The following is a 12,862-nucleotide window of genomic DNA, read 5'->3' on the forward strand; positions in this document are numbered from 1 at the left end:
GGCAGTGATCATATATTGGTATTTTAAGGCGTAATTATACAAGGTGATAAAACCTTTAATACCAGTATATTTAGAATGGATTGAATTGTAAAACTCCATTTAGGGTTTCATGGAGTGCAAGATGTATGTGAACTTATGCATAAATTAATAAATTTAAATTCATTTATATTTAGGAAAATAAAAAGTATTAATTTGTCAAGAAACGAAAGGCAGTGTATTATATAGAGAATCAAAAATATCTTCCTGGGATTCGCGCTTAAGCGTTTCTCGGTTTTAATTATACCAATTTATCTTAATCTAATACTATGATCCCGTATTATAACTTAGCGACAATTCATATCGGTCCTTTAACCCTAAATGTTTGGGGCTTGTTTGCGGGGCTGGCATTTGCTCTGGCTTTGTTCATTGCTCTAAAAGAAGCAAAGCGCAAGAATATCAAAGCGGATCATATTTTTGATCTGGCGATTTTGACATTGGTCGGCGGAGTAGCCGGCGCGAGAGCGGCGTTTATATTGGAAAATTGGGATCATTTCAGCCGGAATCAGGCTGAAATTTTCAGCATTAAAGAAGGAGGATTGATGTTCTTGGGCGGAGCAATAGGCGTAATGATTTTGGTCGGCGCTTATTTAAGGCTTAAAAAACTTAATGGCTGGAAAATTATTGATATTTTAGTGCCGTCTTTCGCGATCGGAGAATTTATTGGCCGGATCGGCTGCGCGATAGCGGATCTGCATATCGGCACCAAAACAACTTTACCTTGGGCGCAAGAATATCTGGATGGCTCTTTTCGGCACCCGATAGCGATTTATATGTCGCTCAATGGCCTGGCAATGTTTATCGTTTTTTGGTTTTTAAGAACCAAGATAAAAGCCGAAGGCGCACTTTTCTTGTTTTTTGTTCTATGGTATAGTGGAATCAGGTTTTTTCTGGATTTTTTGCGGTGTAGTGATCTGGCAGTTTGCGATCCGCGATATTCCGGATATACGCCGTCGCAGTATATATCGGCAGGCGTGTTTATATTTTCGTTAATTTGTTTAATATTTTTAATCATCCGCCGGTCGGCGGTAAAAAAACATATGGCAGACACTCAAAATGACAACGAGGTGAAAAAGGGAGGAGAATCAAGTAAGAATAAGGATTTGCAAGATTCCGCAGTCACTTATACCGAAGCGGAAGAAGTCTTTTTCGAAAGCAATCCTGACGAAGCGGAAGGTATTGAGAGCCCGAAAGGCAAGATAGACTGGAAAAACATGCTAAACATTAAAAACATATTAAACATTATAGCGAAAAAACCGCAGGCATTGGCGATAGCGCTTGTTGTCGCTCTAATAGCGGGGATCATTGGGAGCTCGGTATATTATAATTCGATCTATTATGGCAAGATGTTCAAAAATCCGCCTTTTTCTTTTCAGGGGAAAACATGGGTTTCTCTCGATGAACCGATCGTTGGCCTTAAAATAGTAAATGATAAAAATTGCGCCAAATGCGATACGAACGACGTTATCAGCCAGATCAAAGCCGCGGCTATTCCGACTTTGTCGGTTAAAGAAGTTGATTTTAATTCCACCGAAGGAAAGAAATTGATCGCGGATTTTAGTATCAAGTCATTACCCGCTTTGTTTTTCGATACCGGCATTGAGAAGGCGGCGATCTTTGAAAAGATCAAAACTGTGATGGAAAATAAAAATAATTTATATTATCTTAATTCTGCCGCCAGCGGCATACCGCAAGGAAAATTTTTAGAGTTGCCAAAAATCTCAGCCGAAGACCGGTTCAAAGGCCCGGAGACAGCGCCGGTGACGATCATAGAATTCAGCGATTTTCAATGTCCGTATTGCAAGTCGGAAAATGACGTAGTAAAACAGGTTTTAGCCGCTTATCCGGATAAAGTGCGGTTGGTTTTCAAGAATTTTCCTTTGCCGGCTCACACGGAAGCGGAGTTTGCGGCCGAAGCGGCGGAATGCGCCGGGGATCAGGGAAAATTTTTCGAAATGGGAGATGTGCTTTTTGCCAATCAAGCCAAACTTGATAAAGCTTCCATTACCAAATACGCCAGAAATTTAAAGTTAGACGCTAAAAAGTTCAAAGACTGCACCGATTCCGGAAAATTCAAAGATAAGATCGCTAACGATATTAAAATTGGAACCGAATTTGGAATTGGCGGTACGCCGGCGTTTTTTGTCGGAGATGAATTTACAGGCGGAGCTTTGTCTTTTGAGCAATTCAAGGAAATTATCGATGGTCAATTGGCGAAGTAGAAAGATATTTTACAAAGCTCCATAGGCGATTCAGGTTTATGGAGCTTTGTGTCATAATTTGGCCGAATTTAATTTTATGATTTTGCCATATGTTTTATAGTCTAAAATTGTTTCTTAAAAAAATAATTCCCAGAGAGCTGATTTTGGCTACGCATAAGCTGCGAGGAATGGCGGCGGCTTTTTATTTCGGCTTTCCGGCTAAGAAATTAAGAGTTATCGGCGTGGCCGGCACCAAAGGGAAAACTACCACCACCAATTTGATCACTCGCATTTTAGAAAGAGCCGGGCACAGGGTGGCGATGTTTTCGACTGCCAATATGAGAGTTGTTGGCGAGGAATCTTTGAATACGGAAAAACTGACGACCCCGTCGCCATTTTTTTTGCAGAAATTTTTGCGCGAGGCGGTGAAAAAAAATTGTGATTACGCGGTGATTGAGGTTTCGAGTCACGCGTTGATACAAAGCCGGCTTTTTGGAATAGATTTTCACAAAGCAGTGATCACCAATTTGATGCCGGATCATTTGGATTATCATAAAGATGCTGATGAATATAGAGATGTGCATTTGGAAATGATCGGATCGAAAACAGAAGAGGTGATAATAAATGGAGACGACGAGCAAAGTCAAAATTTAATCCGCCAGTGGGCGGACTCGCCGAAGAGGCGAGATATCAAAATATTAAGTTTTGGGTTGAAGGATAACGATGAGTTAATGGGGCGAAATATTCAATTATCCAGCGGAGGAGTTAAATTTAATGTCCTGCATCAAGGAAGAGAACTAGGAGAGTTTGTTTTGAATATCCCTGGCAAGTTTAGCGTTTATAATGCTTTAGCAGCCATTGCGCTCGGAGTGTCTGAAGCTGTAGAATCGGACATAATAAGAAAAGCTTTGGCTGGTATAAGCGGAGTGCCGGGAAGATTGGAAAAGATAAAAACATCCGATGCGCAGGATTTTGAGGTAATAGTGGATTATGCCCATTCGCCGGATTCTTTGAAAAATGTTTATGAAGCGATCAAGCCATATGTGAAAAATCGCCTGATCGCGGTTCTGGGCGGGACAGGCGACAGGGATAAGACTTATCGGGCTCGAGCCGGCGCGCTGGCGGATCAATTCGCCGATATTGTGATCGTCACCAACGAAGATCCGTATTCCGAGGACGCGGAATCAATTATGGAGCAAGTGTTGAGTGGAATTAAGAATAAAAAAAATGGCGAGAATTTGTTTCGAATTTTAGACCGGCGTGAAGCGATCAGGAAAGCTGTGGATTTAGCGGCTAAAAACGATGTTATTTTAATTACTGGCAAAGGCTCGGAACAATTTATGGTTTGGGGAGATAAAAAAATTCCGTGGGATGACAGGGAGGTGGCGAGAGAGGTGCTGAAGGGGAGATTTAATCCGCCAGTGGGCGGACTCGCCGGAGAGGCGAGATCCAAATAGTATGTATTATCTCTACATTCTTAAATGCGCGGATGGAAGTTTGTATACCGGAATTACTATTGACCTAAAACGTAGGGTGCAGGAACACAACTCCTCCGGTCTGGGCGCGAAATATACCAGGTCTCGCCAGCCGGTAAAGATAGTTTATTCAAAAAAATTCCGTAATCGGTCGTCTGCTTCTCAGGAAGAAGCCAGAATTAAATTATTATCAAGAGTGAAAAAACTGGAGATGATAAAGAATGTCCTTGACAGAATTTGATTTTTAGTATATACTATGTATATTAAATAAGATGTAGAAAAGTAGTCGAGTTTCTCTTTTAGGAATATCATTAAAATAACAAAAACAATCAAATGAACGGAACAATTAAAACTCTTACGGACAAAGGATATGGATTTATTGCTCGCGAAGGCGAAACAAAAGATCTTTTCTTTCACTCTAAGAATTTGAATGGCGTCACATTTGCCGAATTAAAAGTTGGCGATGCTGTCTCCTTCGAAGTCGAAGAAGGCCAAAAAGGCCTTGCTGCCGTAAATGTAGCACGCGCATAAAAAGCGTATACAAAAACCGTCCTCTTTGCGAGGGCGGTTTTTGTTTTGCGGCAGCTAACCGTATTTTTGCCGTTGTTTTAAGTAATCCACATAACAAAACGATATCCACATAAATTTTTTTTCGAGGGCTTGATTTTTTTACATTTATGGTCTATAATAGAGCTTTCTTGGTGCAGATGAAGTTTAAATGAATTTTTAAGCGTAAAACGCAATATGTTGAATATCTCTTTCCTTCCGGAACATATTATAACGATTGGATCATTTGCGATCACTAACTCATTGCTTATTTCGTGGATTGCAATGGCGATTTTAATCATATTCGCTTATTTCGCGACCAGAAAAATGAGGACAGTGCCGAGCGGATTGCAGAATTTCGCGGAAGTGATAATTGAAGCATTATATAATTTAATTGAAGGCGTTACTGGCAACGATAAGCAGACAAAAAAGTTTTTTCCGGTTGTCGCGACTATTTTTCTTCTGGTGTTGCTTGCCAACTGGCTTGGGCTTATCCCCGGAGTGGGGAGCATCGGAATTTGGGAAGAAGGGCATAAAGGAGAAGAAATACTCGTGCCGCTGTTCCGCTCTACCAGCGCTGATCTGAATTTTACGCTGGCGCTCGCGATCGTGTCGGTGGGAGCGGCGCAAATTTTCGGAGTTGCCGCATTGGGAGTGTTCAAGTACGGAAAAAAATTCATCAATTTCAAAAATCCAATTTTGTTTTTTGTCGGGATTTTGGAACTAATAGGAGAAACTGCTAAAATGGTTTCTTTTTCTTTTAGGCTTTTCGGCAATATTTTCGCGGGAGAGGTTCTGCTTTTGGTAATTTCATTTCTGGTGCCGTACGTGGTGCCGCTGCCTTTTTATTTTTTGGAAGTGATTGTGGGAGTGATCCAGGCGTTTATTTTCGCGATGCTTACTTTGGTTTTCCTGAAAATGGCGGTAACGCCGCATGAAGAACACTAGAGTTAAATAAAATTTTAAAGTCTGAATTTTCAATTTTAAATCAATGACTGAATTTCCAAATGATAAATATTTTAATAATTTGGGATTTCATTTAAAATTTTAAATTTATAATTCAGCCTTTAAATAAAATTAATTTAATAAATAATCATTGTAAAGCTGTAAAATAAACATTTATTCTATAGCATAAAATGATGAAAAAACTATGGAAACAGAATCAATAGCATTATTAGCCTCCGCAATCGCAATCGCTCTTGGCGCAGTCGGCCCGGCGATCGGAATCGGCATGATCGGATCCAAAGCAGTTGAAGCGATCGGCCGAAATCCGGAAGCAGCCGGCAAGGTGCAAACTATGGCGATTTTGGCGATCGCATTCGCTGAAGCAGTCGCTATTTACGCTTTGGTCGTGGCATTGATCATAAAATTCGCCTAAAAATAATGCGTTTTAAGTTTTTATGAAAAATTTAAAACTTCTAATTTTTTAATTTTTCATTTTAAATTTTTAATTTAATATGACCGATCTATTTTCAAAATTAGGCATTGACTGGAAGCTTTTGGCGGCTCAGCTGGTTAATTTTACCATTCTTATCGTGATCTTGTATAAGCTTCTTTACAAGCCTATGTTGGATATGTTCCAAAAAAGGAGAAATACCATTTCGCGAAGCCTCAAAGAAGCCAAAAAGATCGAGGAAGATTTTAAAAATCTTGAGCAGGCTAAAGATCTGGAAATGCGCGAGGCACGTGTTCAGTCAAAAGATCTGGTGAATAAGGCGACACTGGCGGCCGAGGAAGAAAAAAGCAGGATATTGGTTCAGACAAAAACTGCCAGCGATAAATTGGTAGGCGAAGCAAAAGGCATCATCCGCCGTGAGAAAGAGCAGATGCTTAAAGATCTGGAAAAAGAAACCGGAGGCTTGGCAGTGCTTTTGGTTGAGAAGTTTTTCAAAAAAAACATGACCAAAGATGAGCAGGAAAAAATCGCCAAAGATATAGTCTCGGCGATGTAAGCAAAATAGTTTAAAATAAGTTTTTTTGTCATTGCGAGCGACCAAAGGGAGCGCGGCAATCTCAGATCTCGAATTTAGATTGCTTCGTCGTTTCGACTCCTCGCAATGACAGAAATAAGTTTTAATATTCAAGCTATGAAAATAACTCCGATAAAATACGCTAAGTCTCTTCTGGAAGCGCTGGACGGCGCGCCAAAAGAAAAAAGAGAGGCCTATCTTGATAATTTTTTAAAGATCATCGAGAGGAATAATGATGGAAAAAATTTATCCGATATTTTTAAAGAGATCGAAAAAATAGAGCACGAAAAAAGCGGCGTTAAGAATGTTACGATCACTACGGCGGTAGCGCTTTCAGATAAGACGGTAGAGGAAATTTCAAAAAAACTGGAAAAAATATTTTCTTCAAAAATAGAGATGCAGCGCGAGGTTAATCTCTCTATTGGCGGGGGGATCATGATCGAGAGCGGAGAAGATTATTTTGATAAAAGTTTGCAAAGCTATATAAATAAGTTTAAACATCTTATAATTAATTAATATGACAACAAAAATTTCTCAAACGAATAGCGACTACATAATCGAAAGTTTAAAAGCGAAAATAAAAGGCATAAAGGAAGATGCTAATTTTGAAAATGTCGGCCGTGTTTTGAAAGTCCGGGACGGCGTCAGCCATATCAAAGGATTGAGCAAGGTAATGTATGGAGAAATGGTGGAATTTATCAGCAAGGACAATAAATCAACATATGGTTTGGCCAGCAATCTTGAAGAAGATCTGGTCGGAGCGATCGTGTTGGGTTCGGCGGCTAACGTACGGGAAGGCGATTTGGTAAAATCTACCGGAAAGATTTTGGAAGTGCCGGTCGGCGAGGAATTGCTTGGCAGAGTGGTTGATACTTTGGGAAATCCGATCGACGGAAAAGGTCCGATCAGAGCGAAAAACACGAGTCCGGTGGAGCGCGAAGCGCCATCGATCATTGACCGGGAATCGGTCAATTATCCTTTGCAAACTGGCATCAAAGCGATCGACGCGATGATCCCGATCGGGCGAGGGCAAAGAGAGTTGATCATCGGCGACAGGCAGATCGGAAAAACAGCGATTGTCGTTGATACTATTCTTAATCAGATCAATGAAAAAGAACGGCCTGTTTATTGCATTTATGTGGCTATCGGACAAAAAAATGCCAAGGTGGCAAAAATAGTTGACGAGCTGACAAAGCGCGGAGCAATGGCTTATACCACGATCGTGGTGGCATCCGCCAGCGATTCGGCGAGTCTCTTGTATCTGGCTCCGTTTGCCGGATGCACGATGGGAGAATATTTCCGGGACAAAGGCAAAGATGCTTTGGTGATCTATGATGATCTGTCAAAGCACTCATGGGCATATCGAGAAGTGTCGCTTTTGCTCCGCCGGCCGCCAGGACGCGAAGCTTATCCCGGGGATGTGTTTTATTTGCATTCGAGATTATTGGAGCGCGCTGCAAAACTTAATGCCGCCAAAGGCGGCGGATCGCTCACTGCTTTGCCGATCATCGAAACTCAAGCCGGAGATGTGACCGCCTATATTCCTACCAATGTTATTTCGATCACCGATGGCCAGATCTTCCTGGAAAGCGATCTGTTTTATTCCGGAATGAAGCCGGCAATGAACGTGGGTATTTCGGTTTCGCGCGTCGGTTCGGCGGCCCAGACAAAAGCCATGAAGAAAGTATCAGGAAGATTGAAATTGGATCTGGCGCAATTCAGAGAATTGGCCGCGTTTATGCAATTCGGTTCCGATCTCGATGAAGCGACCAAGAAACGCATTGAGCTCGGCAAGCGCCTGACCGAACTTCTGAAGCAGGATCAGTTTGAACCGCTGCCTTTTGAAAAGCAAGTGGTCTCGCTTTACGCCGGTGTTAATGGATATCTTGAAGACATTGAGCTGGATAAGGTTTCCAAATTCGAGAAATATTTGTATAAGGAATTGGAAACAAGGAATATTGAATTGCTGAAAAAAATCCGCCAAACGAGGGAAATAACGCCGGAGATCGAAGAAAATATCAAGAAAGCAATCCAAGAGGCGAAAGAAAATTTTAAAGTTGTATAAAAGATAATCGTTAGGAGGGGTTCGAATATCATTTTAACCGGCGAAACTCCCAATTATTTTTGATTGCATGGGTTTCACCAAATGCATTCAAAAATAAATTGGTTCGTTTCGTAAGATGTGCGCTGATAAGGAATTGAAAATAAAAATAAGTTAGTAAGAATTAATATGAATAATTCCAAGGAAATAAAATTCAGGATCAAGTCCGTGAGCAGCATTTATAAGGTCACGAAAGCGATGGGCGCGATCGCGGCTAGCCGGATGAAGAAGGCGCAAGAGCAAACATTGCACGCGAGGCCTTATATTCTGCGCGCTTTGGAAATATTGGCGCTTTTGAAGCGCTATGGATTCAGCCTGGAAGAATCTCCTTTGGTGACCGAGAAAAAATCCAAAAAAGTTCTGGTAATAATGATAACTCCCGACCGAGGATTATGCGGCGGACTGATCTCTAATTTATTGAAAGTTGCTTTGGATTTCAAGTCAGAGCAAGAGAAGGAAGGCAGAGAACTTACTTATATAGTTGTCGGGAAAAAAGGCGCCTCGTTTTTAAAAAGGATAAAAGCCAATATTTTGGCGGTTTTTCCGGATAAATCGTTTTGGAAACTAATTGACATTGGAGCTATTCATAAGCTGATAATCTCGTCTTTTTTGTCAGGCGAGTATGGATCGGTTGCGGTCATTTATTCGAATTTTATTTCTCCGGTCAAGCAGAAAGCAACCGTGCGCGCTTTTTTGCCGCTGACCTCCAAGAATCTTGAAAAGCTGATCGAGACCAAGAAGTTCAGTGAAAATTCATTAAATTCAAAAGAATTAATTTATCAGGTGGAGCCTACGCCGAGCATTATTGCCGAGACTTTAATTCCGCATTTGCTTAAAATGGGTTTATACTTTTTATTTCTTGAAACAAAAGCCTCTGAGCATTCAGCTCGAATGATCGCAATGGAAAATTCCCGCAAGAACGCCAAAGAACTCGCCGATGATCTGACTTTGAGCTATAACAAATTGAGGCAGGCTCAGATCACGAGCCAAATCGCGGAAATCGTGGGCGGCGCGGCAGTCATGGAAGAATAGGCTCGAAAGATTTACGATATATGATTTACGCTTTATGAATAAAAACAATAATTACAATGGTCTCTTAAATCATAAATCAAGATAAATTTTAAAATAAAAATAAAGTTTAAAAATATTTTCTTTTTTAAAAATAATAATTAGATAATATAAAACTATGAATACAGGTAAAATAGTACAAATCACCGGACCGGTCGTTGATGTTGATTTTTTGAAAGATCTTCCGACGATCAATGATGCTTTGGTTGCGCATACGAAAAACGGACGAAAAATCATTTTGGAAGTTCAGGCGCATTTGGGATCCGGACGGGTTCGGACCGTGGCTATGGCTTCGACCGATGGATTGGTGAGAGGGTCGGAAGTCGCGAATACTGCGGCACCGATCTCGGTGCCAGTCGGGGAAAAAGTTCTGGGAAGGCTCTTGAATGTGCTTGGCGAGCCGATTGATAATGGCGCGCCGATAAAAGGCGCGCCGACATTGCCGATCCATCGCGAGGCTCCTCATTTTTCCGAGCAATCGACAAAAGTTGAAATTTTGGAAACGGGTATAAAAGTCATTGATTTGATCGCTCCATTCGTTAAAGGCGGCAAGGTGGGGCTTTTCGGCGGCGCCGGCGTGGGAAAAACAGTTTTGATCCAGGAGTTGATCCGCAATATCGCTTTTGCCCATAAAGGACTCTCGATCTTTACCGGAGTAGGCGAAAGGTCTCGTGAAGGAAATGACTTGTATCATGAAATGAAAAACGCCAAAGTGCTCGACAAGACCGTTATGGTGTTCGGACAAATGAACGAAGTTCCGGGGGTTCGCCAGAGAGTGGCATTGTCCGGCATTACAATGGCTGAATATTTCAGGGACGAGAAAAATTTGGACGTGCTTTTATTCATTGATAATATTTTTAGGTTCACGCAGGCCGGAAGCGAAGTTTCCGCTTTGCTGGGAAGGCTACCGAGCGCGGTTGGCTATCAGCCGACTTTGGCCAGCGAAATGGGAGAATTGCAAGAGCGCATTACATCGCTTAAAAAAGGTTCGGTTACTTCCGTCCAGGCGGTTTATGTTCCGGCGGACGATATGACTGATCCGGCTCCGGCTACTACTTTTTCGCATTTGGATTCCACCATCACTCTTTCCAGAGCTTTGACGGAATTGGGAATTTATCCCGCAGTTGATCCTCTCGGATCTTCTTCAACGGTGCTTGAACCGCGAATCGTTGGCGAGAAGCATTATCGGGTAGCCCGCGAAGTGCAAAAAGTTTTGCAGCGTTATAAAGAATTGCAGGATATTATCGCGATCTTGGGTATGGATGAATTATCCGAAGACGACAAGCTTATCGTGTATCGCGCGAGAAAAATCCAAAAATTCTTCTCGCAGCCTTTCTTCGTGGCGGAAGTTTTTACCGGAAGCGCCGGAAAATACGTCTCTCTGGCCGATACGGTAAAAGGTTTCGAAGAGATCCTGGAAGGAAAACATGACAGCAAAGAAGAGAATGCGTTTTATATGAAAGGCGGAATAGAAGAAGTTAAGTAAAAATATTATGTCAAAAAAACTTATTTTAGAGGTTCATACAATTGAAAAAACCATTGTTCACGAAGAAGTCGATTTGGTAACCGCGCCGACTGCCGAGGAAGAACTGACGATTTTGGTTGGCCATACTCCTTTGGTAAGCAGTTTGGGCGATGGAACTTTGAGTTATCATAACCAGGAAGGCGATCAATTTTTATTTATTTCCGGAGGGTTTATGGAGGTTCAGAATCAGCGGGTAATAATTTTGGCGGATATGATCCAGCGGCCGGGAGAAATCGATGAGAAAGAGATCGAAAAAGCCAAAAAAGAAGCCGCCGATATTATTTCCGGCGAGAAAGAGATAGGGGGCAGGAATTTAGCCTCGGCACAGGCGGATATGAATATCGCCACCAGGCGCATTAAATTCCTGGAACGCTATCGGCACCGGAATAAGGCATAAGCATTTTTAATTTCAGTGTGTATTAAAATCAGCTCTGTCTATTCGGGGCTGTTTTTTATAGGCCAAGATCTCGATTATTATTCTTGACATTTTGCTTGTTGTCTGGTAATGTTTACGGTAATAAAATCCGGAATATTGATCCGGGTTTTAATCGCTCTTTTACAATTTAAAAGAGAGAACGACACGGAAAAGTTTAAAACAAACGAGGTGATTGACAGTGGAAACAAAAGATGGAAAAAAAGGAAAAACAGCTTTTCAGAAAATTGTAGAAAAGCATTTGGCAAGATTGCTTCCGGATGGAAGCATGGTATTGAGGCTGGATAAAGTATTCGGTCATGATGTTACGACGCCCTTGGCCTTGGATGATATGCGCCTGCGCGGGTTTAACATTGTGTTCAATCCGAACAGAATCAAAATGATGGTTGACCATGTCAGCCCGGCTAAAGACACGGATACTGCCATGCAAGAAAAAATCATGCGGGAGTTTTGTGCGAAGCATGGCATAGAAATTGCCGATGTCGGAAAAGACGACGGCGTTTGCCATGCTTTGATTCCTCAAAAAGGATGGATAATTCCCGGTGGAATTTACATCATGGGTGATAGCCATACCTGTACGCACGGCGCTTTTGGCGATTTGGCCTTTGGCGTAGGTACTACGGAATTAGAAATTGCCCTTATTACCGGATTAGTGGTATTGCCGTCGCAAAAAGTCATTCGTGTGAATTTTGTCGGAAATCCGCCGGCGAATGTTTTCGCCAAAGATCTGATCTTGGCGCTGATCAAAGAAATCGGCGTTAAGGGTGCGACCAACGCAGTTCTGGAATTCGGCGGATCTGTAATTGTTGAAATGAGTATGGAAGGCAGAATGACCATTGCTAATATGAGCGTGGAATGTGGAGCAACTTCAGGCATAATGAATGTGGATCAGCGCACGATTGATTATCTCTGGCCGGCGCTGGCAAAAAGTTATGATAACAAGAGCCAAGCGCTTCGCAGTTGTCAGCGTTTCAACAGCGATCCTGACGCGGAGTATGACCAAGTGATCGAAATCAATGTTTCTGACATGGTTCCGGTTACAACGATCAATTTCTCTGTTGGCGATGTTGTGCCTGTGGCGGAAATTGCCGGCAAAAAAGTGGGTCAGGTCTTCATTGGTTCCTGTACCAACGGCAGAATAGAGGACTTGAGAATCGCAGCCAGCATTATCCGCCAATTGGGCGGCAAAGTAGATCCAAGCGTGCGCGTGATCGTAATTCCCGCTACAAAACATATTTACACCAGAGCGCTTAAGGAAGGATTGATCGAAATATTCCTGAAGGCAGGGTGTGTCGTGTGCAATCCCAGTTGCGGACCATGCCTGGGTACGAGTTGCGGGGTTATTGGTCCCGGAGAAGTTTGCCTTTCCACTACAAATCGCAATTTTCCAGGTCGCATGGGCGAAGGCGGAATGGTGCATTTGGCATCTCCGGCTACAGCCGCGGTCACTGCCATATACGGAGTGATAACCGAACCGGAGCTTGAGACGTGTCGGCAAGCGCTTGAA

Annotated in this window: 12 protein-coding genes and 1 pseudogene; all 13 read left to right on the forward strand. The window is 42.3% G+C overall.

What is annotated here, in order from left to right:
* The first annotated feature begins 305 nt into the window (after positions 1-305).
* On the forward strand, positions 306-2,258 hold the full coding sequence (locus Q8N37_04160; protein ID MDP3057680.1) for a prolipoprotein diacylglyceryl transferase: 1,953 nt from the start codon (positions 306-308) through the stop codon (positions 2,256-2,258).
* An 89-nt stretch (positions 2,259-2,347) separates the two neighbouring features.
* Positions 2,348-3,694, forward strand: coding sequence for a UDP-N-acetylmuramoyl-L-alanyl-D-glutamate--2,6-diaminopimelate ligase (locus Q8N37_04165; GenBank protein ID MDP3057681.1), 1,347 nt, complete (start codon positions 2,348-2,350; stop codon positions 3,692-3,694).
* A gap of 1 nt (position 3,695) precedes the next feature.
* A complete protein-coding gene (locus Q8N37_04170; protein MDP3057682.1) occupies positions 3,696-3,953 on the forward strand; it encodes a GIY-YIG nuclease family protein in 258 nt (85 codons plus the stop codon).
* Between the two features lie 92 nt (positions 3,954-4,045).
* On the forward strand, positions 4,046-4,243 hold the full coding sequence (locus tag Q8N37_04175; protein MDP3057683.1) for a cold shock domain-containing protein: 198 nt from the start codon (positions 4,046-4,048) through the stop codon (positions 4,241-4,243).
* A gap of 213 nt (positions 4,244-4,456) precedes the next feature.
* Complete coding sequence (gene atpB, locus Q8N37_04180; protein MDP3057684.1) at positions 4,457-5,206, forward strand: F0F1 ATP synthase subunit A; 750 nt, start codon at positions 4,457-4,459, stop codon at positions 5,204-5,206.
* A 202-nt stretch (positions 5,207-5,408) separates the two neighbouring features.
* A complete protein-coding gene (gene atpE / locus Q8N37_04185) occupies positions 5,409-5,636 on the forward strand; it encodes an ATP synthase F0 subunit C (GenBank protein MDP3057685.1) in 228 nt (75 codons plus the stop codon).
* A gap of 79 nt (positions 5,637-5,715) precedes the next feature.
* Entirely contained in the window at positions 5,716-6,210 is a 495-nt protein-coding gene (gene atpF, locus Q8N37_04190; GenBank protein ID MDP3057686.1) for a F0F1 ATP synthase subunit B, read from the forward strand.
* A gap of 135 nt (positions 6,211-6,345) precedes the next feature.
* Positions 6,346-6,744 (forward strand): F0F1 ATP synthase subunit delta, encoded by a 399-nt coding sequence (locus tag Q8N37_04195; GenBank protein ID MDP3057687.1) that lies wholly within the window; start codon positions 6,346-6,348, stop codon positions 6,742-6,744.
* 1 nt (position 6,745) lies between these two features.
* Complete coding sequence (gene atpA / locus Q8N37_04200; GenBank protein ID MDP3057688.1) at positions 6,746-8,293, forward strand: F0F1 ATP synthase subunit alpha; 1,548 nt, start codon at positions 6,746-6,748, stop codon at positions 8,291-8,293.
* Between the two features lie 165 nt (positions 8,294-8,458).
* Positions 8,459-9,361, forward strand: coding sequence for an ATP synthase F1 subunit gamma (atpG, locus tag Q8N37_04205; GenBank protein ID MDP3057689.1), 903 nt, complete (start codon positions 8,459-8,461; stop codon positions 9,359-9,361).
* A 154-nt stretch (positions 9,362-9,515) separates the two neighbouring features.
* Complete coding sequence (atpD, locus tag Q8N37_04210) at positions 9,516-10,883, forward strand: F0F1 ATP synthase subunit beta (GenBank protein ID MDP3057690.1); 1,368 nt, start codon at positions 9,516-9,518, stop codon at positions 10,881-10,883.
* Positions 10,884-10,890: 7 nt separating this feature from the next.
* Entirely contained in the window at positions 10,891-11,319 is a 429-nt protein-coding gene (gene atpC, locus Q8N37_04215; GenBank protein ID MDP3057691.1) for an ATP synthase F1 subunit epsilon, read from the forward strand.
* A gap of 217 nt (positions 11,320-11,536) precedes the next feature.
* Positions 11,537-12,832 (forward strand): annotated as a pseudogene (locus Q8N37_04220) (aconitase/3-isopropylmalate dehydratase large subunit family protein).
* The last annotated feature ends 30 nt before the right edge of the window (positions 12,833-12,862 follow it).

The sequence above is a fragment of the bacterium genome (assembly GCA_030693205.1).
Taxonomy (GTDB): domain Bacteria; phylum Patescibacteriota; class Minisyncoccia; order JAHIHE01; family JAHIHE01; genus JAHILZ01.

Bases quoted from the DNA above. Each gene is read 5' to 3' on its own strand.
- Q8N37_04175 (MDP3057683.1), top strand. From the start codon at position 4,046: ATGAACGGAACAATTAAAACTCTTACGGACAAAGGATATGGATTTATT.
- atpC (MDP3057691.1), top strand. From the start codon at position 10,891: ATGTCAAAAAAACTTATTTTAGAGGTTCATACAATTGAAAAAACCATT.
- atpF (MDP3057686.1), top strand. From the start codon at position 5,716: ATGACCGATCTATTTTCAAAATTAGGCATTGACTGGAAGCTTTTGGCG.
- Q8N37_04160 (MDP3057680.1), top strand. From the start codon at position 306: ATGATCCCGTATTATAACTTAGCGACAATTCATATCGGTCCTTTAACC.
- Q8N37_04195 (MDP3057687.1), top strand. From the start codon at position 6,346: ATGAAAATAACTCCGATAAAATACGCTAAGTCTCTTCTGGAAGCGCTG.
- atpG (MDP3057689.1), top strand. From the start codon at position 8,459: ATGAATAATTCCAAGGAAATAAAATTCAGGATCAAGTCCGTGAGCAGC.
- atpE (MDP3057685.1), top strand. From the start codon at position 5,409: ATGGAAACAGAATCAATAGCATTATTAGCCTCCGCAATCGCAATCGCT.
- atpB (MDP3057684.1), top strand. From the start codon at position 4,457: ATGTTGAATATCTCTTTCCTTCCGGAACATATTATAACGATTGGATCA.
- Q8N37_04170 (MDP3057682.1), top strand. From the start codon at position 3,696: ATGTATTATCTCTACATTCTTAAATGCGCGGATGGAAGTTTGTATACC.
- atpD (MDP3057690.1), top strand. From the start codon at position 9,516: ATGAATACAGGTAAAATAGTACAAATCACCGGACCGGTCGTTGATGTT.
- Q8N37_04165 (MDP3057681.1), top strand. From the start codon at position 2,348: ATGTTTTATAGTCTAAAATTGTTTCTTAAAAAAATAATTCCCAGAGAG.
- atpA (MDP3057688.1), top strand. From the start codon at position 6,746: ATGACAACAAAAATTTCTCAAACGAATAGCGACTACATAATCGAAAGT.